Source organism: Flavobacterium sp. AK-301 (genome assembly GCF_058310215.1).
In genome coordinates, this window is record NZ_JBZEES010000001.1 from 100,141 (window position 1) to 124,576 (window position 24,436).

Annotated in this window: 26 protein-coding genes and 1 tRNA gene; 1 reads left to right on the forward strand and 26 read right to left on the reverse strand. The window is 32.6% G+C overall.

Annotated elements, in window-relative coordinates; genetic code table 11:
• Positions 1-41: 41 nt before the first annotated feature.
• The 6 genes from AC4FQX_RS00425 to AC4FQX_RS00450 all read right to left on the reverse strand — a co-directional run bounded on the left by AC4FQX_RS00425 (position 42) and on the right by AC4FQX_RS00450 (position 4,912).
• Positions 42-1,628 carry a phage tail-like protein gene (locus AC4FQX_RS00425; RefSeq protein ID WP_491165684.1) on the reverse strand — a complete coding sequence of 529 codons (1,587 nt, stop codon included), beginning with the start codon at positions 1,626-1,628 and terminating at the stop codon, positions 42-44.
• A 260-nt stretch (positions 1,629-1,888) separates the two neighbouring features.
• The gene (locus AC4FQX_RS00430; RefSeq protein WP_491165685.1) at positions 1,889-2,602 is read right to left on the reverse strand and encodes a tRNA threonylcarbamoyladenosine dehydratase; all 714 of its coding nucleotides are present in this window, start codon (positions 2,600-2,602) and stop codon (positions 1,889-1,891) included.
• Positions 2,586-3,242, reverse strand: a complete 657-nt coding sequence (locus AC4FQX_RS00435; protein ID WP_491165686.1) for a TatD family hydrolase — start codon at positions 3,240-3,242, stop codon at positions 2,586-2,588. Before AC4FQX_RS00435 ends, AC4FQX_RS00430 begins: the two co-directional genes overlap by 17 nt.
• A complete protein-coding gene (locus AC4FQX_RS00440) occupies positions 3,242-3,853 on the reverse strand; it encodes a DUF1684 domain-containing protein (RefSeq protein WP_491165687.1) in 612 nt (203 codons plus the stop codon). Before AC4FQX_RS00440 ends, AC4FQX_RS00435 begins: the two co-directional genes overlap by 1 nt.
• 203 nt (positions 3,854-4,056) lie before the next feature.
• Complete coding sequence (locus AC4FQX_RS00445) at positions 4,057-4,194, reverse strand: SsrA-binding protein (protein ID WP_491165688.1); 138 nt, start codon at positions 4,192-4,194, stop codon at positions 4,057-4,059.
• A 205-nt stretch (positions 4,195-4,399) separates the two neighbouring features.
• A complete protein-coding gene (locus AC4FQX_RS00450; protein ID WP_491165689.1) occupies positions 4,400-4,912 on the reverse strand; it encodes an adenine phosphoribosyltransferase in 513 nt (170 codons plus the stop codon).
• Between the two features lie 70 nt (positions 4,913-4,982).
• On the opposite strand from AC4FQX_RS00450, the gene AC4FQX_RS00455 reads away from it, so the two are divergent.
• Positions 4,983-5,056, forward strand: a tRNA-Arg gene (locus AC4FQX_RS00455).
• Positions 5,057-5,372: 316 nt separating this feature from the next.
• Here the strand turns inward: AC4FQX_RS00455 and arsA (AC4FQX_RS00460) are convergent.
• From arsA (AC4FQX_RS00460) to AC4FQX_RS00555, 20 genes are all read right to left on the reverse strand, one after another.
• On the reverse strand, positions 5,373-7,082 hold the full coding sequence (gene arsA, locus AC4FQX_RS00460) for an arsenical pump-driving ATPase (protein WP_491165690.1): 1,710 nt from the start codon (positions 7,080-7,082) through the stop codon (positions 5,373-5,375).
• Between the two features lie 68 nt (positions 7,083-7,150).
• Positions 7,151-7,474 (reverse strand): arsenic metallochaperone ArsD family protein, encoded by a 324-nt coding sequence (locus tag AC4FQX_RS00465; protein WP_491165691.1) that lies wholly within the window; start codon positions 7,472-7,474, stop codon positions 7,151-7,153.
• A 118-nt stretch (positions 7,475-7,592) separates the two neighbouring features.
• Positions 7,593-8,180 carry a sigma-70 family RNA polymerase sigma factor gene (locus AC4FQX_RS00470; RefSeq protein ID WP_491165692.1) on the reverse strand — a complete coding sequence of 196 codons (588 nt, stop codon included), beginning with the start codon at positions 8,178-8,180 and terminating at the stop codon, positions 7,593-7,595.
• 19 nt (positions 8,181-8,199) lie between these two features.
• A complete protein-coding gene (gene arsA, locus AC4FQX_RS00475) occupies positions 8,200-9,918 on the reverse strand; it encodes an arsenical pump-driving ATPase (RefSeq protein ID WP_491165693.1) in 1,719 nt (572 codons plus the stop codon).
• A 90-nt stretch (positions 9,919-10,008) separates the two neighbouring features.
• On the reverse strand, positions 10,009-10,362 hold the full coding sequence (gene arsD, locus AC4FQX_RS00480; protein WP_491165694.1) for an arsenite efflux transporter metallochaperone ArsD: 354 nt from the start codon (positions 10,360-10,362) through the stop codon (positions 10,009-10,011).
• 11 nt (positions 10,363-10,373) lie between these two features.
• On the reverse strand, positions 10,374-10,607 hold the full coding sequence (locus AC4FQX_RS00485; RefSeq protein ID WP_491165695.1) for a thioredoxin family protein: 234 nt from the start codon (positions 10,605-10,607) through the stop codon (positions 10,374-10,376).
• Between the two features lies 1 nt (position 10,608).
• Positions 10,609-11,307, reverse strand: coding sequence for an aromatic aminobenezylarsenical efflux permease ArsG family transporter (locus AC4FQX_RS00490; protein ID WP_491165696.1), 699 nt, complete (start codon positions 11,305-11,307; stop codon positions 10,609-10,611).
• Between the two features lies 1 nt (position 11,308).
• On the reverse strand, positions 11,309-11,704 hold the full coding sequence (locus tag AC4FQX_RS00495; protein WP_491165697.1) for a hypothetical protein: 396 nt from the start codon (positions 11,702-11,704) through the stop codon (positions 11,309-11,311).
• A gap of 7 nt (positions 11,705-11,711) precedes the next feature.
• Positions 11,712-12,062 carry a nitrophenyl compound nitroreductase subunit ArsF family protein gene (locus tag AC4FQX_RS00500; RefSeq protein ID WP_491165698.1) on the reverse strand — a complete coding sequence of 117 codons (351 nt, stop codon included), beginning with the start codon at positions 12,060-12,062 and terminating at the stop codon, positions 11,712-11,714.
• A gap of 96 nt (positions 12,063-12,158) precedes the next feature.
• The gene (gene arsB / locus AC4FQX_RS00505) at positions 12,159-13,211 is read right to left on the reverse strand and encodes an ACR3 family arsenite efflux transporter (protein ID WP_491165699.1); all 1,053 of its coding nucleotides are present in this window, start codon (positions 13,209-13,211) and stop codon (positions 12,159-12,161) included.
• Complete coding sequence (locus AC4FQX_RS00510) at positions 13,204-13,629, reverse strand: arsenate reductase ArsC (protein WP_491165700.1); 426 nt, start codon at positions 13,627-13,629, stop codon at positions 13,204-13,206. Before AC4FQX_RS00510 ends, arsB begins: the two co-directional genes overlap by 8 nt.
• Positions 13,630-13,700: 71 nt before the next feature.
• Positions 13,701-14,021 carry an ArsR/SmtB family transcription factor gene (locus AC4FQX_RS00515; protein ID WP_491165701.1) on the reverse strand — a complete coding sequence of 107 codons (321 nt, stop codon included), beginning with the start codon at positions 14,019-14,021 and terminating at the stop codon, positions 13,701-13,703.
• Positions 14,022-14,459: 438 nt separating this feature from the next.
• Positions 14,460-17,153, reverse strand: a complete 2,694-nt coding sequence (locus AC4FQX_RS00520) for an outer membrane beta-barrel protein (protein ID WP_491165702.1) — start codon at positions 17,151-17,153, stop codon at positions 14,460-14,462.
• On the reverse strand, positions 17,147-17,935 hold the full coding sequence (locus AC4FQX_RS00525; protein WP_491165703.1) for a DUF4249 domain-containing protein: 789 nt from the start codon (positions 17,933-17,935) through the stop codon (positions 17,147-17,149). The genes AC4FQX_RS00520 and AC4FQX_RS00525 overlap by 7 nt, the downstream gene beginning before the upstream one ends.
• 80 nt (positions 17,936-18,015) lie before the next feature.
• Entirely contained in the window at positions 18,016-20,346 is a 2,331-nt protein-coding gene (locus AC4FQX_RS00530) for a TonB-dependent receptor (protein WP_491165704.1), read from the reverse strand.
• Between the two features lie 178 nt (positions 20,347-20,524).
• Positions 20,525-20,893, reverse strand: a complete 369-nt coding sequence (locus AC4FQX_RS00535) for a GntR family transcriptional regulator (RefSeq protein WP_491165705.1) — start codon at positions 20,891-20,893, stop codon at positions 20,525-20,527.
• Positions 20,894-20,903: 10 nt separating this feature from the next.
• Positions 20,904-21,575 (reverse strand): hypothetical protein, encoded by a 672-nt coding sequence (locus AC4FQX_RS00540; RefSeq protein ID WP_491165706.1) that lies wholly within the window; start codon positions 21,573-21,575, stop codon positions 20,904-20,906.
• Positions 21,576-21,595: 20 nt separating this feature from the next.
• Positions 21,596-22,444: an ABC transporter ATP-binding protein gene (locus tag AC4FQX_RS00545; RefSeq protein WP_491165707.1), complete on the reverse strand. Its 849-nt coding sequence runs from the start codon at positions 22,442-22,444 to the stop codon at positions 21,596-21,598.
• Positions 22,445-22,848: 404 nt separating this feature from the next.
• A complete protein-coding gene (locus tag AC4FQX_RS00550; RefSeq protein WP_491165708.1) occupies positions 22,849-23,850 on the reverse strand; it encodes a metal-dependent hydrolase in 1,002 nt (333 codons plus the stop codon).
• A 2-nt stretch (positions 23,851-23,852) separates the two neighbouring features.
• Entirely contained in the window at positions 23,853-24,398 is a 546-nt protein-coding gene (locus AC4FQX_RS00555) for a hypothetical protein (protein WP_491165709.1), read from the reverse strand.
• Positions 24,399-24,436: the final 38 nt, after the last annotated feature.

Sequence of the window (24,436 nt, forward strand, 5' to 3'; positions counted from 1 at the left end):
AAAGTTTTTATAATGGCTTTTATATAAGTCCCAATCTATTCTTATATCATTAGTTTTTTAATTTCCCTGATTTGGGCTTCTATTTGTTTTATTTTGGATATTTGAATTTTCATTTGATCATTTTCTTTCCTAAAACCTTTATTTTCTTCTCTCAAATTCTCGTTTTCTTCAGATAATTCCTGAATGGCTTTGATTATTGGAGCAATAAGATCTGTATAACGTACGGATAGAAACTTGTCTTTAGAGTTATCATCCTGAACTATCCCGGCATTTTGATAGCCTGCTTTTTCTATCGTTTGCTGCAATTCCTGGGCAATTATACCCCATTCTTTACTTTTATTATTGTCGTTTTTTCGAATATATTCTACAGGATGGATTTTATTAATAAAAGCTAATCCTAAGGGTATGGTTTTTATATTATCTTTCCATCTCTTATCCGATGAAGCTGAAAAATTAACCTGACCTTCTATTCTTGTAATCTCATCATTTCCTAATCGGATCATATTACTGGTAACTACTTGTGCATGATTACCAATAGAGGTAGTGTTAAAAAGGTCTTTAACATTGTAACCTGCTTGATTTCCAATAGCTGTATTATTATCCCCTTTATTCTGATAAAGCGTATGATCTCCTATAGCTGTATTGTTATTTCCTAAATCATTATTATAGAGAGAGAATCTTCCAAGTCCTACATTATAAGATCCTGTAGTGCTATATTGAAGGGCTCCTCTTCCAACTGCGGTATTATAAGTTCCTGTGGTATTCTTGCTAAGAGTAGATTCTCCAACTGCTGTATTATAACTACCTTTATTAGCTACAAGAGATCCTGCTCCAACTCCTGTATTACCAGATCCTAAGATATTATTACTAAGAGCGGATTCTCCAACTGCGGTATTTGTATATCCTCTAGTGTTGCTACTAAGTGCATAGGCTCCAACTCCTGTATTCGAAAACCCTATGGTATTATTAGAAAGTACTTCGCCTCCAACTCCTGTGTTATAAGATCCCTTAAAATCTCCATCAGGATCAATATTATTCTGAAGTACTCCTCTTCCTACGGCTGTATTCTCCCCATGATCATCTTGTTTTCCTCTTCCAATTGTTATACCATTAATTAAGATATCGCCTCTTACATCAAGTAAAGCTTCAGGCGTCATCTTACTTGCTCCAATCCCTACACGACCTTGTTGGTAAATATCTTGGTCATTTGCAGTAGCTTTAGTAATAGTTCCGGAAAGATTCCATGGTTCAGGAATATTTAAAACAACTTCATTTTTTCCATTTACGGTAGTTGTTAAGGGGTATCCTTCTTCATTTGCAGTACCTAAAGCATTTAATATATTAAGATCTTTTTCTACCATTAATTTATTCCATTGGCTATTATACCAATAATAATATCCCGAAGCTACGGCAACATTTTCTCCGGTATTATACACTAATAAACTTTCCGGTATAGGATTTACGGTAGTGTCCAGAGGGTCGGATGATTTAATGTCGGTTAATAGTATTCTGGGAATTAGAATACCTCTCTGATTTGCTGTAATTTCTAATTGAGCATGAATATCAGCAGGTAACCTGCTCCCTATTGCGGTTTGTGAAAAAACATAATGGTTTGTAAAACAAATCATTAGTATCAATACGTTTTTTAAAATCGTTTTCTTTGAGTCAAAAAGAAAGGAATATTTCCGGAACATAAATGATTTTTAATATTTTTGCAAAAAGAAAAAAAAAAGATCCAATTAACAACACCTTAACTCTTTTATTAACAATAATATAACATTTACTAAAGAAAAAAGCCACGTAAATAGACTGCAGTTACGAAATAATCAACAAAAGTATATTTTTAATGATTATTTCTAATTAAAAAATAATTTATATTACTTTATTATTATTTCAATAAATATCGGATAACGGTTTCTGCTGCGTATAAACCAAACAATCCCGGCATGTAACTATTTGTTCCGTAAAATGATTTTTTGAAATTCTTACCGTCTGTTATTTTTACACTGCTTTCATCCTGTATTTCTGAAGAAAAAACAACTTTGACTCCTTTATCTATTTTTACTTCTTTTAATCTCTTTTTGATTGCTTTTGCCAGAAAACAGTTTTCTGTATTTTTAATATCGGCAACTTTTACTTTACTAGCTTCCATTTTGCCTCCTGCTCCCATACTGCTCACTATTTTAACATGTTTTCTTTTGGCAGCTATAATCAGGTTCAGCTTTGGTGTAACACTGTCTATACAGTCCAATACATAGTCATAATCTTCTGTAACAATCTCAAAAGCTCTTTCTGGAGATAAGAATTCTTTGATTTTGGTTAATTGTAATTCGGGATTAATATCCATTAAACGACTTCCTACTACATCGACTTTTAATTGTCCTACTGTGGAATGTAATGCGGGCAACTGACGGTTGATATTGGTAATATCTACTACGTCTCCATCTACAATCGTTATTTTTCCTATTCCTGCTCTTGCAATAAATTCAGCAGCAAATGAGCCTACTCCTCCAACGCCTACAATTAATACGTTTGCTTTTTTTAATTTTTCTAATCCTTCGGGTTTAAATAACAACTCTGCCCTTTCAGTCCACTCTGCCATTCTTAAAAATCGTTTTAAAATTATTTGTGATCGTTTTCTTTACTGTAATTAAATCTGTATTTAAATATTTTGCTGCTATGGTATATACTTTCTGAATCGGTTCTTCTATGGTATCTGTTTCAAGTAAAATCCGATCGTCCGGAATACTCCGAAAAACTTTTTCCGACTCGGGATTTCGTAACAAATGTTTCCCAAAGGATAAATAAAATCCATTATCTGTCATCTGTTTTGCAATACTGCTATTCTTCGAAAAACCATGAATAATCAAAGGAACGGAAACAGGCCTCTTTTTTTTAACGGCAATAATTTCCTGAAATGCTTTTACACAATGAATAATAACGGGTTTTTGATGCTTCTCTGCTAATAGTAATTGTTTTTGAAAAACTTCGATCTGAAGTTCTAATGGTGTTTCTATTGCTTTATCTAATCCACATTCTCCTAGAGCAAAACAATTTGGCTCTGACAGCTTTTTATCAATTACAGCTAAATCTTCTTCTATCCTTTCCGGAACAATATACCAGGGATGGATTCCTATCGAATAACTGACAACGGAAGGATCAAATGAATGGGGATACTGATTTACAATATCCAGAACATCTTTCTGTTCACTGCTTTTATGGGTATGAATATTATAGAACATTAGTCATGAAATTTCTTTACTCCAGCTCTAATCTCAATTTTCAGATCGTTTGATTTCGGGGTTAACGGACAGGAATACTTTTCATTATAAGCGCAATACGGATTATAGGACTTATTAAAATCAAGTAGTATTGTTTTTCCTTCGGGAATTTCCAGATCTATATATCTTCCACCTCCGTAACTCTCTACACCTGAGGTGTAATCGGTATAAGGAAGGAACAAACTATTCTTATATTTGGTTATTTTGGATAATTCTATGTTCTTATATACATTCAACTGAAACGGTTTTCCTTGTAAAGTAAAATGTAACTCTCCGTATTTCACATACATCGGTTTTCTATCTGTTGTTGTAGGCATCTCAAATGGCTGTTCATTTTCTGTACGTATAAAATCTGCTGTTATACAATAGGTTTCATTTACAGGGAAAAAATCCAGCTCTCTGAATACTTCAAAATCAGAATCTTTTAAAGGACTTTTTCCTTTAGTAGCATATTCTTTGTTTAAATTCTTCTGGAATTCTATAACAGATTCTCCATCACATTGCTCCTGACTAAAACCAAAACAACTTGATAATACTACTAATAGAAAGAAATATGGAAATAGTTTAGACATAATTAAATAGTTGATAGTTTTGTAAAATTCAAAATATGATAACTAATTGATAATAAATACTCTTGACTCTTGTGTGTTTCTTCTTTTCTCTAAAACATCGTAAATTTAAAATATACCTAACAGGTTAAAAAAACTGTTAGGATAACAATATATGAAAATATCGTAAATCGTATGTCCTTTCATACTTTTGACTTTTGACTTACTTATAACGCGCGTGTTGTTACATAATAACGCCATGCAATAATAGCAAGCTGCCATTTAGCTGCTTTTGATAAATCTAATTGTTGTTTTGAAAAACTGGGTAATATCAGTTTATTGATTTTAGCTAAAATTTTAAACATATGATTTTATTTTATTTACGATTTACAATATTTAGAACAAAGAATCAAGAGACAAGAACCAAGAAGAGTTCCAATATAGATATGCAATAGTTCTCTACCTCGTCCGCTTTGCGGACACCCCTCCATCGGAAGGAAATTTATCATCATCTTACTTTTTACAAATAACATTTTACAAAACTATCAACTATAAATTAATAACAATCTACTAATATACTAAAGGAGCATATATTTCATATTTTTTAATTTTCTCTCTTCCATTCAGGAAAGACAGTTCCATCAAAAAATTACATTGCACAATTTCACCTCCGAGTCTTTCTACTAATTCACAAACTGCTTTTGCAGTTCCTCCTGTGGCTAAAACATCGTCATGAATTAGAACTTTATCTCCTTTTTGAATAGCATCTATATGAATTTCGAGTGAGTCGGAACCATATTCCAATTCGTAAGAAGCAGAAATAGTATCAAAAGGTAATTTCTTCGGTTTTCTTACAGGAACAAATCCTGCCTTTAATTCTTGTGCTAAAAGCATCCCGAAAAAAAAACCTCTGCTCTCTACTCCTACTACTCTGTCGATCTTTCTTCCGTTTAAATGTCTCAGTAACAGTTGTAAAGTTTCCTGAACTGCTTCAGGGCTATTCAACAAAGGTGTGATGTCTTTAAAACCTACACCGGGCTTAGGAAAATCCTGAATATTTCTGATGTATTTTGAAATTGGCATTTTTTTTAATTTTATATTAGAAATGGTTTGCAAGTTAATCAAAAATCTCTATATTTGCACCCGTAATAAAGGCCTCGTGGCGCAACTGAATAGCGCATCTGATTACGGCTCAGAAGGTTATAGGTTTGAATCCTATCGAGGTCACAAAATTTATCTATAAATCCCTATATATTTGATACATAGGGATTTATTTTTTTATATTAGGGTTACAACCTACTCTTCTTTAAAAACATAACAAACTATATATCAATACTATATATTATTTTTTTATAAAATATTAAATTGATTTATGTTGAAAAATTCCCAAAAATGCCCCATAGATTTTTCTAAGTTTAGCTTTTAATAAAAAATTAATTCTCTTTACTTAATCACTACAGAAGGTACATGATTTTGTTTAGCCACAACATCCTGTATTAGATGGCTTATTTTTCTCTTTTCCCATATTATTCTGATTAATGATTTATTGAAGAAGTAATTTTAAATTTTCCCCTTTTAACTCCTTATTTTGCCATGGAACCAAAACCATGTTACCTGATGAAATATTATTTACTTCATTTATCCATTTAGATTCGGCAGTTGCTCTTGCTTTTAAGAGTGGATTTTGAGTAGGTGTGTTTACCATACTATTGTTCACTATCCACCATTTATTCTCAATTCCTGCACGCTGTAAGTCTTCACGTAGACGTTCAGCTTCAAGAACAGGAGTTGCTTCAGGTAATGTTACAATAATAACTTCTGTATCATTTTTATCTCTCAAACGAGGAAGAAGATTTTTTACCGATTCAGGTATATTACCTTGGGTTCTCTCTACTTCTTTATGATAACTTTGAGTAGTATCTAAAAGGAGTAGAGTATGTCCAGTGGGAGCTGTATCAATAATGACAACTTCTGTATCTGCTTTTTTTACAATATCAGCAAATGCTCTAAATACTGCAATTTCTTTTGTACAAGGAGAACGTAAGTCTTCTTTTACATAGGCGACTTCCTCTTCTGTTTTTCCTGCTTTAACCGCTTTGTCAACAACTTCTTTTTCGTAGGCAGCCAATTCAGCTTCAGGATCAATACGACTTACTGTAATATTATTTTCTCCATGAATGATAAATTGCAAGTGATCAGCAGGGTCTGTTGTTGTCAAATGAACCTTTTGTCCTTTGGATGCTAAATCGAGCGCTATTGATGCCGCCATTGTTGTTTTACCAACTCCGCCTTTACCCATTGTAAATATAACGCGTTTATTCGTATCACTTAGGTAGCTGCCTAATTCTTTCAACGTTTTGTAGTTATTAACAACTTGTTGGTCTTGACTATCAGGAATACTATCCTGTATAAAAAAGTTACGAAGGTTTTCAATTCCTGTCAGATTGTATGATCTAAGTGGAACAAAGAAACTTTTTAATGAATCTAAGTTTTTAGGTAACTGTTCTAAAGCATTAGTTTGTTTAGAGTACAGTTCCTTTGATATAGAGTCACTTTCGTCTATATGATCCAATAGACCATTAACAACCATCCATTGGTTCTTAATATTCATATTCCATAGTTCATTTGATGAACGTGATACTTCTTCCAAAGGAGTATAATCGGGGCGTGACACTAAAACCAAAGTTGTAAGTTGCGCATCGGATAATTTTTCCACTGCTTCCCTATACATTTCTTGCTTTTCTCTCATTCCGGAAAGTTGTCCAACATAATTCGCTGCAGGAGTCTCTTTGCTAATATAATTTCCCCAAGCTGATGGAAGTTCTAACATTCTCAACGTATGTCCTGTCGGAGCAGTATCGAATATTATATAATCATATCTTTCTGATTTTTCTTTACTTGTTATGATTTCAGAGAACTCATTGAAAGCGGCTATCTCAACTGTACAAGAACCTGAAAGTTGTTCTTCAATGTTCTTTATTATGGATTCAGGCATCTTTCCTCGATAAGGAGCAATAATAGATTCTTTATAATCTTTGGCAGCATCCTCGGGATTGAGGTTAATTACAGTCAGATTTGGAATATCACTAATAACAGTTCCTTTATTATTAAGTTCTGTGCTGAAAACATCTTGTAGATTTGATGCCGGATCAGTACTAATCAATAATACTTTACTACCTGTATCAGCAAGACTTACAGCTGTTGCACAGGCTATGGAAGTTTTACCTACACCACCTTTACCTGTAAAAAACATATATTTAGTCAAATAAATAGATTCTGGCTTATAGGTTAATAATTGATTTCTTTTCATTTTGAAATATTTTATTTGTTATTACTAAATTTGATTCCAGTCCATGTTGTTAATTCCTTTTGTGTAGGATAAGATCTATCTTTTACAACTTCGTTTCCTATCATTGTTAAAGGAAATATTTCCGTTCCTTTATCACTTAAATAATCCTCTATATTGGGAATTTGAGCCAGTAATTCAGGTTTCATAGCTACATTGATCCGGAGAAGTTCAACGTTATTAATCCTAAGAAAGTCTGCATCATGGTCAAGACGCTGCATATCTGTATAACTATCAGGATTCATCAGGCTTGTAGAACAACAACCTCCCATTTCAAAAATTGTGATTTTCTGTGTCATATACTTTTTATTTAATTGTTTTCATATAAGAAGTCGGAGAAAAACAGAAAAAGACACATAATCATATAAAAAAAGCGACTCAAAAAATTTGAATCGCTTTTTTAGTAAGTATGAGTGATTAACAATTTCGTTCACAAAACTTTTTTTCAGCCAATAATAAGGGAGTACAAGAAGGTTTTATATAGCATCTTACAAAAGTACCATTCTTATCAAAAACTATATTACAACAATCTAAAAATAAGTTATGTAGCATTTTTCTTGCTCTCTGTATTCGCATTTTGGTTGCAGATAGTTTCAATCCTAATTTTTCAGCAATCTCTTTTTGTGGTATATTCTCAATATCACTTAGATAAAGAGGTATAGAATAATCCTCTGGTAGTAAATTTATTAACTCACGAACACTTTCGTCCTGCCAAATAGATTCAAATGTATCATCTATATCAAGATTATCGTGTTGTTCTACTTCATCAAAAGAAATATTTGTCTTTCTAAAATAATCTGCAACAACATATTTTGTTGTCTGATATAACCATCCTCTGATATGTTGAATATTTACATTATCCTGATATGCTTTTGAAAATCGATACATAACTTCCTGGACAATATCTTCAGCAGCTTCTTTATTCCCAACTTTGCTTAAAGCAAATGAAAATATAGAATTGTAAAAATCCTGTACGGATTGATGTATGTTACAACAAGGATTCATTATGATTATTTTTTATTTATTATTCTTGTTTACTCCAAGCAATTACAGCAAAATTATCATTCGATATCTCCTTTACTTTCTCTATCCACTGGATTTCACTTTGTGCTTTCGTTTTCAGAAATGAACTTTGGGTCGCTGTTAACAACATACTTGAATTAACTACCCACCATTTATTCTTAATCCCTGCTCTGGCTAAATCCTGTTGCAGACGTTGTGCTTCAAATACGGGAGTAGCTTCAGGTAATGTAACAATTACAACTTCGGTTTCTTTTTGATTTCTCAAACGGGGCAATAAATTCTTTACAGCGGGAGAAATATTTCCTTGTGTACGCTCTACTTCTTTGTGATAGCTTTGGGTCGAATCTAGTAATAGCAAAGTATGTCCTGTTGGTGCAGTATCTATTACCACAACTTCATTATCGGCTTTAGCTACAATCTCAGCAAAAGAGTTAAACACTGCAATCTCTTGTGTACATGGCGAACGTAAATCTTCTTCAATATAACTCAAATCAGCATCTCCCATTGATTCCCTTGCCTTATCTAGTACCTTTTTCTGATAGGTTGCCAATACTGCTTTTTCATCTATGTGACTTACTGTAATACCATCTAACTTTGTTTCAATAAAAGACAAATGATTTGCTGGATCGGTAGTTGTCAGATGTACTTTTACGCCTTTTTTAGCCAATCCTCTTGCTATATTACCAGCAACAGTTGTTTTACCTACGCCTCCTTTACCCATCGTAAAAATAACACGTTTTCCAGATGTATATAAATCATCGATGATATTGTCGATCGTACAGAAACTTTTTGTATCAATTTGCTTTTGGGTAATATCTGCCTGAGTATCTCTATTTAGCATATTACGAATATTATCAATCCCGGTCATGTTATAGGAACGTAATGGCACAAAATAAGTGGTCAGGTTTAATAATGCTTGCGTCCTGTTATTTAATGCTATTTGCTGACGCTCATACAACTGCTTAGATATTTTATCATCTACATCATGGTTTTCTAATACTCCATTTATGATTAGGCTCTGAGCTTTTATTTCTAGGTCTAATAGTTCACTAGAAGAACGTTCTACTTCTTTTAGTGGAGTTTTATCTGGACGACTCACCAAGAAAAGAGTTGTTTGAGATGCATCTGATAATGTTTTAACAGCTTCCTTATAGATTTCTTTTCTCTCTTCTAGACCTGAAAGTTGCCCTAAGCAAGATGCTCCTGTTGTATTCTGATCTATAAAAGTATTCCAGGCTGATGGTAGTTGTAGCATACGCAAGGTATGACCTGTTGGTGCTGTATCAAAGATAATATGACTGTAATTTTTGCGTTTCTCTTCATTTGTTATAACATCTGAAAATTCATTGAAAGCAGCAATTTCGACTGTACAGGAACCTGAAAGTTGCTCTTCCATATTAACAATAACACTTTTTGGCAACTTCTCTCTGTATGGTCCTATTACAGCTTCTTTATATTCTTGTGCAGCTTGTTCAGGATCAAGATTGACAACCGTCAGGTTTGGTACTTCTTTAATAATTGTTCCTTTATTATTAAGTGAAATACCGAATACATCCTGTAAGTTGGATGCAGGGTCGGTACTTACTAATAGTACTTTCTTTCCTGAATCAGCAAGATTTACAGCAGTAGCACATGCTACAGATGTCTTACCTACTCCACCTTTTCCTGTAAAGAAAATATATTTGGTGAAATTTTCAATTGATGGATTATATAATTTCATATCTTTTTTCTTTCTTTCCAGAGATAAAAATCCCTGTTCTATCTATTTTTAGAATAGAATAATTAATAATACAAAATGTAAATTATTGTTTTACTTCTTTGTGATAAATTCTTCTTCTGGAATATTTAACCACTCAGATAGCTGTTTATTGGTAGGATAAGTTTTTTTGAGTACAATTTTTCCATCAAGAGTCGTAATCGGAAAAACTTCTACTGATTCTTTCATCAGACATTCACTGATAACTTTGGTATCAACATATACTTGTGGATTATCCCGCAAATTAAAACGCTCAACAAAAATTCCTTTTTTCTTCAATGTTTCTAATACTACTGCCATACGCATTAATTCTGGATCGATATCGACACCACATAATCCGGTTGGACAACAAAGTGTAGGGTCATATATCTTCATTGCTTTTCGTGTATCTAATTTTAAATCTGTCATAATTTCTAATCTTATGTTGTTATTACTCTTAATATTTCCTCTTTGGTTGGAGCATAGCCCTTTATCTTTACTTCACCATCTACTACTACCGCAGGTAAAGACATAATATTATATTTAACAATTTCAAGGATATCTTCTTCTTTAGAAACAGATGCATCTATTCCTGATTCATTCACTACTTTTTGTACTATCTCAAAAGTTGTTTTACACTTGGCACAGCCTGTACCTAATATTATTATTTCCATTTTATATATTTACAATAATATAATATACTCCTACAACAATAAATATGGTTGATATCCCCCTTCTAAACCACACCTCAAAACTTTTCATTTTATTATAAAATTTCCCTACATTCGACATGCTATATGCAAGTAAATAAGCTATAATAATTACAGGCAAACCTGTTGCAATAGCAAACATGGGAGGGAGTAATAAACCTGATGGGCTTGATATTGTCATTGGTATCAGCACACCAAAATAAAGTACACCACTGTATGGACAAAATACTAACGCAAATAAGACCCCAAGTAAAAAGGCATTCAAATAGCTTTTTTTCACAGTCTTCTGGCTAATTTTTTGATTGAGCTTATTCAGTCCTGGAATATTGAATTTTATAAAATCAAGCATCAATATACCGATGATAACTAGTGCAATACCCAAATACAAGCCGCTGACATTTTGAAGTAGTCTTGCAATCTGAAATTTACTTGCTCCAAAATAAAATGTTAACCCAAGTAAGGTATAGCTAAATGTACGCCCTAATGTATAGAAAATACCATTTAAAAGGACTCTTCTTTTTTCGGTAATATCTTTGCTCAGATAAGCTGTTGCTGTAATATTAGTAGCTAGCGGACAAGGACTGATAGCTGTCATCAAACCTAAAATAAATGCTGTAAGTATTGGAATATCTGAGTTGTCAACCAGTTGTTGTAAAAATTCCATACTAACTTAAATTTTCTTTAATTTTGGTGACTAATTCTTTCTCAAATGCTGTTTTATCATCTGTTCTTGCATAATGACGAACAATATCAGATACGTCTATCGAATTACTGGTTTTCTTTTTCAAACTGACAATAATCACGGTTTGAGATTTTGCTTTATATTTATCTATAAGTGTCTTATTATTTGTGTCACTTAGATTGACTTGTTTGAAAGAGACTTTACCTTTTTTAAAATTTTTCTCTATAATTGATTTCACCTCTTGTTCGAGATTATTACAGGCTGTTGCTTGGCAGCAGGGAAGTTGTGCTTTAAAATATAATATCTCTACATTACTCTTTTGGGCAGATACTATAACAGTGAACATACTAATAACTAGAAATAGAATTGTTTTTTTCATCGTTTTATTAATTTAAATTTTTATTTACTTCTTCTTTTATCAAGTTTTCCAATATTTCAGGAGAATTAACTGCATTTGCAAATGCTTGCTCTGTAAGATCAATAGACTTATCTCCTTTCGCTATAATTAAAGCATTCCACGAAACTTCATATTTTTCTACCAAATCCTCAAATTGCTTATCACTGGTATTAATTTCTGTAAATCTAACCTTATCATTATCTATAAAAGTCTCTTCAATAGTTTTCTTAGTTAAATTCCCTACTGCAATACAAGTTTTGCAACGTTGCTTACCATGAAAGTAATAAACATTGGTAATAGAAGCATCAACTACATTCATTGTAACGGTTGTTTCTGCCATTTCAGTCTTTTCTGTTTGCCCTTTTCTGTTACACGATATTGCAAACAAAGTGATGCATGCAATAAGTAATAGATTTCTTGATTTCATTCGTTAAATTTATTTGGGTTGTAATTCGTTATTATAATATTTTCTCTTTAGCCAAAGAGATATGTTTACCAATGCAATCAATACTGGTACTTCCACCAATGGACCTACTACACCAGCAAAGGCTTGCCCGCTATGTAATCCAAATACCCCAATAGCAACTGCTATCGCTAATTCAAAATTATTGCCTGTTGCAGTAAATGAGATCGATGCATTCTTATCATAAGATGTTCCTACTGCTTTACTCGCAAAGAAACTAATGAAGAACATCAATGTGAAATAAATAATTAATGGGATTGCGATTCTTACCACATCCATGGGTATTTGAACAATTAGTTCTCCTTTCAAGCTAAACATCAATACAATAGTAAATAATAATGCTATCAGGGTAATTGGAGAAATAGTTGGTATAAACTTTTCTTCATACCATTGTTTCCCTTTTATTCTCACGAGTATTACACGGCTCAAAATACCTATTAAGAATGGAATTCCTAAATAAATTCCAACAGTCTCGGCTATTGTTCCAATAGAGATATCTATGATTGCTCCTTCAAAACCTAATAACGGAGGTAGTTTTGTTATAAACAGCCATGCGTAAAAACTGTAAAAGAATACTTGAAAGATACTATTCAAAGCAACAAGCCCTGCCCCATATTCCGTATTACCTTCTGCCAAATCATTCCAAACTAAAACCATTGCTATACAACGTGCTAATCCTATTAGAATAACACCTACCATATATTCTGGATAATCGTGTAGGAAAATAATTGCCAAGATAAACATCAATACTGGTCCTACTATCCAATTTAAAATTAAAGATGTTGTTAATACTTTGGTATTGGTAAATACCTTTGGTAAAAGTTTGTAATCAACTTTAGCTAATGGTGGGTACATCATTAATATTAGTCCAATAGCCAATGGTATGTTTGTCGTTCCGCTTGACATAGCATCTATGTATCCACCAAAAGATGGGATAAAGTATCCTAGCCCGACGCCAATAGCCATAGCTAAGAAAATCCAAAGTGTTAAGTTCTTGTTCAAGAACCCCATTTTTTTATTACTCATTTTCTTTTTTTATTTTGATATAGAAATTATAAAATTCTTTTTTTATTTCATCTCGCACACGAATATATTCAGATTGTATAAACTCTGATGTGCCAACAGCATCAGAAGGGTCGTCAAAACCGATGTGTAAACGATGCTCTACTTTTCCTATAAAAGTTGGACAGCTTTCTTTTGCCCCTCCACAAACAGTAATAACATAATTCCATTCGATGTCTAGATATTTTTCTACCATATCAGAAGTATGGTGTGAGATATTAATACCTATTTTTTCCATTACTTCAACAGCTTTTGGATTTAATTTACCACTTGCATTGGTTCCAGCAGAATAAACTTCCAGTGTTGGATCAAAGGATTGAAGGAAACCATGAGCCATTTGACTTCGACAACTATTACCTGTACAAAGAATTAAAACTTTCATATTCGACATTGTTAAGTAGTTAGTATTGATTTCAAGTTCGTTAAACTACGAATATTGATAGCAAATTTTTTTTATGAACACTCTGTTTTCATTTTAATATCCCTAAAGAAGTCTTCAAACAATGCTTTAGCTATTTGCCAATTCTCTTGATTAATACAATATTTGATAGTAGGCAATGTAATCGTTCCTTGTACAAGCCCAGCTTCTCTCAGTTCTTTTAGGTGTTGAGACAATGTACTTTTAGCAACAGGAATAACCTCTGACATATCACCATGATAACAACACTCTTGTGTAGCTAACATTTGTAAAATAGCTAAACGTACAGGATGTGCAAGTGCTTTAGCTATGCGTGCAATATTGTCCTGCTCTTTTGTGAATTCTTTTTTTGACATAATTATCATTAACTATTCGCAAATATACGAATAATATTTAATTCGCAAATATACGAATAGTATTTTTTGTATAAATATCCGTTTTTTCGTTTTGAGATAATTATGGATTGAAAGAAGTCTCTCAGTTTCTGTGAACTTGAATCTCTAATTCACTAAAGGATCTTTTACTTTTTTATTAAACCATTATGATAGTTTGAAGAAGTGAGTTTTATATGTTTTCATAAATTAAATGCGAATCAAATTCACCTAAAATAATAGTTCCTAACTCTCTCTTTTGTAGTTAGAAAAGAAAATTGTTTAAGTATTCTACTATACTGAATTACTCTAGAAATTTATCAGATTAAGCTTTCCTCTAAATAAATTCTCCTCTAATATTACGGAATAACCTTAAGTATCTGATTATCTTTTGTTTACTGGTTCTACGCTGTGTCTTCTTATTTACATTGTGTTAAATCGAAATATACAATGCACCATACAATAACGTCCGATAGTACTAGTAGATATATTTTGCACATAAGCATTTGTTGTTGTCTGAGAAAAATTACTTCTCTGATTAAGTATGTCATATGCTTTTAAACGGATTGTAAGGTTCTTTTTCTTCAAAAACTGTTTTGAGAGTGAGGCATTCCACAAAACTTCATTTTGCTTAAAACCATTGGCATAACCGGAATTAGATAAGTATCCAATATCACTTTCAAGTGTAAAATCTGAAGGGAAATAGATTGCGGTATTTGCATTTATTCCATAATCAATGCTATTCTGTCCTTGTAGATAATCTATCTTTTGCATTATATGATTGTAAAGAATTTTACCTCTGAAGCCCAAATCGAAGATATCTGATCGATAGGTGATACCAATGGCTTCTTGTAGAATAAGTGATCTTGTTCTGTTCTTTTGACCATCAAAATAGTTTGAATTTTTATCATAGTTTACGTAACTCATAGTATTCAGCGAGATCCTTTTATTACTCAAAGGTGTAGTAAACAAAACCCGAATATTACCTCTAAAATTTCCATCGACATTCTGAAATTTAGTAATCCGAAGATTCTCAGAATCAATATAAGTATCATTTACAATATCATCTTGCAGGTAGCTAAATTGTCCAAATACCATAAAAGCACTTTTTTTCTTCGGATTGAAACGTTGTAATCGATAATTGACCTGATGTTCAAAGGTTGGTTTTAAACTCAGATTACCAAGGGTTGAACTGAATGCATCAATAATAGAATAAGAAGGGGATAGTTGTAGTTCAGTTGCTCTCTTATTCAGTCCTTTATAGTCCAGATGAAAATTCATTTGTCTTCCCCATCTATAGTTAAAATGAATAATGGGTGAAATGCGAATTAAGTCCTCTTTCGCGCGCTCTGAATCTACTTTAGCATTTCTGCTGTCACTATGTACCGCTTCTGCTTGTAGTCCTATGGTATAATCATAGTTTTTCTTTTTAGTTTGCAGGCTTGCTCCTATCTGATGAATACCTAAAGAAGAGGACAGATCGCTGCTATATTCGGGATCAATATCCCCTAATGTGTAAGTATCTTTTAGGGCGTCTGTTTTATTATTTTCATATCCATAGGTCAACTGCAAAGCTGACTGTCTATTTATAGGCTCAATGTAAGATACTAACCCTTTCAAATAAAAATTATTGTTATCCAATTTATAGTTCTGGTCTACTAAATCATCTATTGTACTTGTGGTATAATTTGTGAGAGAATAATTGTCTCCTTTGGTATCTGTATCATCATATGTATTTCTCAAACTTAAACTGAGGATTCTTCCTCTATTGTTTAGTTTACGACTGGCATCCAAATCGCCTTTTAAGGTCAGCGTATTTCCATCGGCTGTATACTGAGAAGTACCTCTGCTAATTCCCTGATTATTATCTGATGTGGTGTAAAAATTACTTTGTTCTATTTTATCAACAGACATATATTGTACGGAAGGAGTAAAAATAACAGAAGTCAATGAATCCGGATTCCATTCCATTCGTAAAGTTGCATTCACATTTTCACTTTTATTGTTGGCAAATATATCTTCAGTAGTAAATGAATTTCCCGAGTTCAGAAAGTTCTCTCGTAAGATATTCGTATCTGTATCATTATCTGTTACTCCATAACGAACATCTCCTCCTATACGGAATTTTTTATTGTTGGCGACAGTGAAATTAAAAGCTCCATTACCCGATTCTGTTAGTCCGGAGATTGATGTGTGATACATTTTACGAGGAAGCCGAATACCATTAATCTCAGCAGATGCTCCATCTGAAAAACCTAGATTATTTGTATTATTAAATCCTCCAACTAATGTGTATTGTTGCTGATTGTTCATATAATTAGTCATTACATTTGTTTCATACCTGTTATCTGTTCCATATCCTGTATATACATTAGCAAGAAAACCTTGTTGCATCTCTGGTTTAATAGTGAGATTGATAACTGTTTCTTCTTCTCCATCATCGAAACCTGTCATCCGGGATCGATTCGATTTTCTATTCACAACCTGTACTTTATTGACCATCTTAGCCGGTAGATTTTTGGATGCTATCTTAGGGTCATTACTAAAAAACTCCTGACCGTTTATCATCACTTTTTGTATCTGTTTTCCATTGACTGTAATTTTTCCATCTGCACTAACTTCTGCTCCGGGCATTGATTTTATAATATCTTCTAAAACACCTCCTTCTTGTATTTTGTAAGTATCGGCGTTATACTCCAGCGTATCGCTTAATACTCTCACTTCTGCAATTTTGCCTGTAATGATTGCTTCATTCAAAAGAATACTATTTTGTTCTAAATATATTTTTCCAAAATCATATATCTGTTTTTTAACTTCTATGGAAATCGGCATTTCTAAATCTTCATATCCGACATGAGTTATTCTCAGCAAATAATTATTTGATTCTATTTGTAATTCGAATTTTCCGTCCGGGTCAGATAAGCCGTCTTTTCCCGTGGGTGTTTTATTTTTATTATCTAATATAGCTATAGATGCTGATACTATAGGCTCTCCGGAAATTTTGTCATGTATGGCACCTTTTATCCTTATTTGACTAGTTTGAGCATTTAACTGTGTAAAGCTCAATATTAATACAGATAATACTGTAAATATTTTTATTTCTATTAATCTTACCATTCTTCTACAATTATTTCTTTTGTGTCAAAGCTATAAGCACTAAAATAGCCCAATGCTCCTCCTCTGATATTACTAATAGGGTTCGTTTGTAGTTCTGTGATTCTACTCCATGTTTCGAAGAAGTCGTATACTCCCTTGTCTATGGTTTGTAATTCGATGAATACTTTATCTCCTACTTCTAAGTCATTTTCATTGTTGTCATCAGTATTAAAACGCATCACTTGTTCTATTGGCTTACCATCTCTATCTTCGTCTCTGGTTACATATATAGTTTTCATTCTTTTATTATTGATATACAGCTTTTGTCGATAATAATTAACTTCTCCGGCAGGATCTAAGTAGACTAAACAAGGTAATACTCTGTCGAAAGCCGGTATATGATACATTCTAATATCTATGATAGGAACTGACTGAGGAAGAGTAGATGTTGCAGTATATGTCTTATCTTCGACTTCTACGGATAGATGATAACTTCTGCCTTCTACCCCTTTCATCACTAATGTTTTATATAGCCCGTCTGTATCTTGATATAGAGTTTCAGTATTACCTTCGTTATCTGTAAGAGTAACTATTGCTCCTGATATAAAAGCATAATTATTTTCTTCATAATAATTTTTTGATTTTGAGACCTTTACGCTGCATTCTAAATCGGGTGTAATAGATCCTTCTATTGTAATACGAGGTTCAGAATTGTTTAATTCAACATCAATCACCTTTTCACATGAGTATAAGCCCATTGACAGTATCATGTATACTAGTAATTTTATATTTATTGTTTTCATATTTGTTTTATTTTTTAAATAAAAAGAAATTTATAACTATCAATAAAAGTTATATGGATATTAAAAATAGGTTTACAATCTTAGAATTTGAAATTCCATGAAACGGAGGGTACGAAACGGAATAGTGCTATCTGATATGCTTCACTTTGTGTTGGGTCACTTTCATTCTCTCTAAAATCTATCATATATGCATTTTCTCGCCCATAAGCATTGTAGAGACTAAATGAGAGTTCCGAGTAAAACTTTTTAGTATCTTTCAATATACATGTAGCGCCCAGATCTAAGCGATGATAGTCGGGAGCACGATAGCCATTTCGCTCAGTGTAGTAGAGAACTTCCATACCATCCATATTGTATTTCCCGCTAGGATATGATACCGCATTTCCTGTATAGTATACCCATGATGCAGATAACGACCATTTTTTGTTCAATTCGTACATTCCAACTAACGATATATCGTGAGTTCTGTCTTGACGTGTGGCATACCATTCATTATTATTAATACCATCAATCTGTTTCTCCGAACGAGATAGGGTATAGCCTAACCAACCGGTAAAACGACCTCGTTTTTTCTTCAATAAGAACTCTATTCCATAGGCGCGTCCTTGTCCAAAGAGTAACTCTGTCTCGATAATATCTTGCCTTGATAGTTGTGCTCCATCTTTATAATCTATTTGGTTCTGTAGTTTTTTGTAATATGTTTCCACACTAAATTCATACTCATTATCTACTAAATTTTTAAAATACCCCAACGATATCTGATCTGCTATCTGAGGTTTAATGTAGTTCGAACTGGAAGTCCATCTATCCATTGGTCGTGTTCGTGAAGAATTGGACAATAGGTGCATATTCTGAGTTGTTCTGCCGTATGCTGCCTTTAATGATGATGTATTATTTAGTTTATAGGCTACGGATAGACGAGGCTCAAGATTTACATATGTTTTTACAAATTCACCAGAAGAATACTCGATAGAGTCAATCACTTTTTGTTGATTATCTAATTCATAGAAAGTCCCTTTTCCCAGTGCACTGAATGTGGATAAACGCAAACCATAGAGTATATTTAACTTGTCCGTCAGTTTGAAATCATGAGACAGGTATACTCCGTTTTCCCATGAATAGCGATTCTCCATCGGGTGGGAACTAATATAGTTTTCATTTCTACTTTTTATTTCTCCGGGTAGCACATCGTGATAGGTAGTTGTAAATCCAAACTGGAAGGTACTCTGAGGGCTATAATAGTAGCGAAAGTCCTGCTTCAGGCTATAGTCTTGCAGTTTTGACTGAATGATTGCTGCATTATCACCTATCATCTCTAAATCGATATTGTAATTGTATTGGTTATATACTAAAGAAGTGTTTGAAAATAGTTTACTGTTTATTATACGATTCCATCGCAATGAACCTACAATATTTCCCCAATCCAATCCCATCATTTTATCAAATCCAAATTTATCTTTCCCAAAATAGCCTGAAAGAAAAAGACGATCTTTATCAGAAAGAATGTAATTCATTTTTGCATTCAAATCATAGAAATACAATGTCGAATTTTTTGCTTCTTTTGAGCCAGCTAAACGAGCAACGGCATCAGCATAGGTTCGACGTCCACTCACCAGGAATGATGACTTCCCTTTCTGAATAGGGCCTTCTACGTTTAATTTAGAAGAAATAAGACCTATTCCTCCACTTATTTGAAAGTCTTGGTTGTTTCCTTCTTTCATCATAATATCCAAAGCAGAGGATATGCGTTCTCCATATTGTACAGGCATAGCACCTTTGTAGAGTGTCACATCTTTTATAGCATCTGAATTAAAAGTAGAAAAGAAGCCAAATAGATGAGCAACATTATAAACAATGGCATTGTCTAACAAAATAAGATTCTGATCTGAATCTCCTCCTCTTACATGGAAGCCGGTATTTCCTTCTCCATTCGATTTTACACCCGGCATCAATTGTATGGCTTTAATAATGTCTCGCTCTCCCATTAATGATGGAAGTTTACTTATTTCTTTTATATTCAGCCTTCCTACGCCCATTTGTACATCCGTTACATTTGTACTTCTGGGGGCAGCAATAATGTTTACTTCGTTAAGTTCGTTAAAATCGTATTCTAGTCCTATATTTATCGTCTTTTCCTCGGTTAGATCTACCTTGACCTGCTGTAACTGAAACCCCATGTAGTAATATTCTAATGTATATATTCCCTCTGGTAGTGTGAGCGAATAAAACCCATGCTCATTAGTTGTACTCTCTACATTTGGTTGTCCCTCTACGCGGATATTTACACCGATAAGAGTTTCACCAGAGGAACTATCTTTGATAGTTCCTCTGATGGTTTTTCGTTCTGACTGAGCAAACATTCCTATTGTAAAACTCAGAAAAAGAAATAGTGAAAATACTTGATTTTGCATATGTTATGTATTTAAAATTTCTGCATATGAAAGCCCTTTACCATTTAAAAATAAATGATATCTAATTCATATATAGATGTTTATATTATTTGATTATTTATTAGAGAAGGGCATAGACTCCCCTATCCAGATAAAATGTTTATCTGAAAACCATTAATGAATATGTCTTTTAATTATTTTACTTCCTTGACTCTAAGAATTGTTTGAAGTGTTTTTCGATATCTTCAAATTTTATTTCCAAAAGCAGAATAGTATCAAATACTTCAGGTAAAGTTTCTTTAAAAAATTCTCTTTGCTGTAGTACTATTACTTTTTCGGGAGCGCCTTCTTCTACAAAATATCCTGTACCTCGTTTTATGTAAATTATTTTTTCTTCATTTAAATATTCGTAAGCTCTCATTATCGTATTAGGGGTTACGGTGAGAGTGATTGCTAATTCGCGGGCAGAGGGAATTCTATTGCCAACTAGCCATTCTTTCTCTATTATTTTGCGAAAACACAGATCTACTATTTGCTGATAGATTGGTCTATTTGTTTTAAATTCCATGTTTTCTTTTTTATAATTGTATTTTTTTCAATCTGAAATAACTAATTGTCCACATTCCAACAATGAACAAAAACTTCAAAATTACAGATAAAACTGATATTTTATTTACATCTATTACCTCTCCTGTAAAATGAGCAGTAACTTTTAATCCTATAATTAAGAGTATGAAAAAGATGATACCCATCAAAGCTGTTTTGAAAAAAGTTTGTTTATTGAATAATGTTTGTCCTAAAATTACAATGGATTGTATTCCTATAAAACGAAGCCACAAATTCAGAATTTCGACTTGATTACACATATTCCTTGACACTTCTGAATAATTGAAAAACATAACATTACCTGCTTTGACACAAGCTATTATAACAAAAGTAATCAAAAAAGGTATGATTATGATATAGGAAATCCAGTAGATTAAAAACTTCTCAAATAGAGATACAGGCAACATATACTCCATTTCTGTTTTTTGAAGATGAATAAAAAACGGAGCCAGGATAATGATAAGTATTCCTCCTAAAACAGGTAGTTTGTAACCAATGTCTTCTCTCCAAAGTATATGTATAACTACGCTTAGGACGAATAATCCCAACATGGTGCATAGTATCAATAAATATGATATTCTGTTATTGTTGAGATGATCTGCAAACAGGTGTTTGAATCGTTTTATGTCAAATAAATTGTTCATGCTTATTTTGTTATTATAGATCAGAACAATTGTTCTGTATCCTGTTTAGTGAATAATTGGTGAAAAAGAGCCTTATTGTTCATTGCGGCATTAAATAGTAACTCTAAGTCTACTTGACTGTATACTTTTTCGCTATTTAGTTTTATAGATGAATAGCCGAAGCCCCGGTCTGTATAGAATATAGCTTCTTCGGGCTTCTTTGCTTCCGTTGTAAATACTACTTTTTGTATTATTTCTTCCACAGAATTGTTCAAGAGAATACTATTGTGATCTAAGATAATAATAGGGTCAATCAGATTCTCTAAATCTTTTACCTGATGTGTCGTGATCACAATACATCTACTATCGTCATGTATGGATGCTAATATCTTTTTGAAGACTGTTTTAGATGGAATATCAAGACCGTTTGTGGGTTCGTCGAATAACAATACAGGAGTATTGAAAGCAATTCCCATGGCAATATGAGCCTTCTTTTTTTGCCCTAATGATAAAGTATTCATGGGACGATCTTTCTCTATTTCAAAATCTGATAGATATTTGTAAAGTTGCAATTCACTAAAGTTAGGGTAATATTTCCCAACTTGCTTCGAATAGTTTTCTACAGTATTGCTGGTTACAAAGAATTCATCAGCAAGAAAAAAAATAGTAGAGAGAAACTCCGGACTTCTTTTACTCGACTCATGCCCTAATACTTTACAACTACCAATTGTAGGATATCTCAATCCTGAAATAATGCGAAGGAGACTACTTTTCCCAACTCCATTTCCTCCTAAGAGTCCGTGAATTCCACTGTCTAAGTGTAGCGAGATGTTCTGAAAAACAGGAATACTGTTCTTATATACAAAACTAAGGTTGTTAATTTCTATCATTGTTTAGTGTGTTACTTATGTGATACACTACAAATATATAAGATTTTTTTTAATGGCAAAAATTATTTTAGTTTTTTATTAATATGTCATTCTAAATGGAATTGTAAAATACCCCCTACCGAGATCACAAAAAAACGCAACATCTTTCTTATAAGATTGTTACGTTTTTTTATTCTCTTTGCGGATACGGTTACAAATCTGGGTGATCCGGTTATTCTAAATTAAATTCTTCTATCTTCTTCTTAAACATATTTTTTTTAGTTTTTCCACATCACTTAATCTTGAATCTGTTGTTATTTCGTTCCTAACTATTAAAAGGCTTGCTTTTATTTCCCAAAAACAGAATAACATCTAATAATGTAACTCTTTTACAGTTCTTTTTTCTGGTCTGACACTTATAAATACTAATTTCCTAAAACACGAAACCATAAAGCCCTCAGTAATTTTTTACCGTCTTCTCTGTTTTTAGGGACTTCTTTTACTGTAATAGTTCCATTATCTCTGATTAATTCATAGCTAAAAGCAAATCGAGGTATTTTACTTTCTGAATTCAGAATTCCAAAACGCAAATCATTAAAAAATAAATGTCCACTCTGTTCTGTAATGGTATACCATCCTTCTGTGATCTTTATTAAACGCTGAATGTTTTTGTCCTGTATCAGATTCCCTAATAATTGATGGTTTTTAGGATATGATTTAAAAGTAATTGGTTTTGTATCTAATACTGAATAACTCCCAATTAAATAAGCCTCTTCAATTTCTATATGAGCTGTCCACAGAACAGAATTTAGGGCTGTTGGTCTGGTTTCAATCTGCTTATAAACAATCTGTTGCTGATCTAAAGCTTCTGTGAATTTATTATAGGTAATTCCTTTTAACAAAATGGTAAGAAGCATGTAGCTGCTACTTATAATTAAACCGAGATTATTATAGGCTCTACGTTTTTTACTTCCTTTTTTACTTCGCAAAGCAAGGATCAGAAAAATTAAAAAAGGAACGGTATAAAGTGGATCAATCACAAATATATTCTTATAAGCAACTCTATATTCAAAAGGCCAAAATAATTGAGTACCCCAGCTGGTATGTGCATCTAATAAAGAATGTGTAAACAGCCCCAGAAACATAAGCCATGACCATTCTTTCCAGTTAGCAGACAATTTACGTTCTATTTTGGAAATGATACATCCAAATAAAATTCCGAACACTATTGAAAATAAAATAGAATGTGTAAATCCTCTGTGTATTTCTATTGTGGAAATAATATCTGTAAAAGAGCCTGCTAATGTATCCAAATCAGGAATAGTTCCTGCAATAGCTCCATAAAGCATCGCTTTGTTTCCTACTTTTTTACCTAATACTGCTTCTCCTACTGCGGCGCCTAAGACTATCTGGGTTAAGGAATCCATAATTAAAATAATTCTCTTTTAATCTGATGCAACGTTTTATTAGTATTTATTAATTCTTCTATTATTTTCTTCTTTAACAAATCAGTGTCTTCTGCTTCAAAATGTTTTGTCCACGCATCTGTGGTAAGCAGCTCTCTTATCTGTTTAACTATTTTAGTAGTTTGTCCTGCTGTACGTAAAATTGCTTTATTATCGTATATAATGCTGTCTCTGTGTTGGAACTGCACCTGTTGTTTTTCATAATCAATTGTAATAAAATAGAGATTATCGGTAGTATTATTTGGATAAAAGTCTGTCCATAAAGCAAAACCTGCTTTTTCTCCGGAAAAAGAGGAATGATCTTTTGTTTCTAAACGCCATCTACAGTTTGCAGCCCTGCCCCAATGATTGGATAAACGATATACTCCTGTTTTTGTAAAATAATAACTGCTTCCTGATTTACTTTTATAATTCGGAATTTTTCCTTTTAATTCTTCTAAAGGAGTTTCTTTAAAAACGCAAAATGTATCTTTAAAAAAAGAAGATTTGTTATACTGCTTATTCTTCATGTTCAAATATACAAAGTTTAGAATTAGAGCAATTTTAA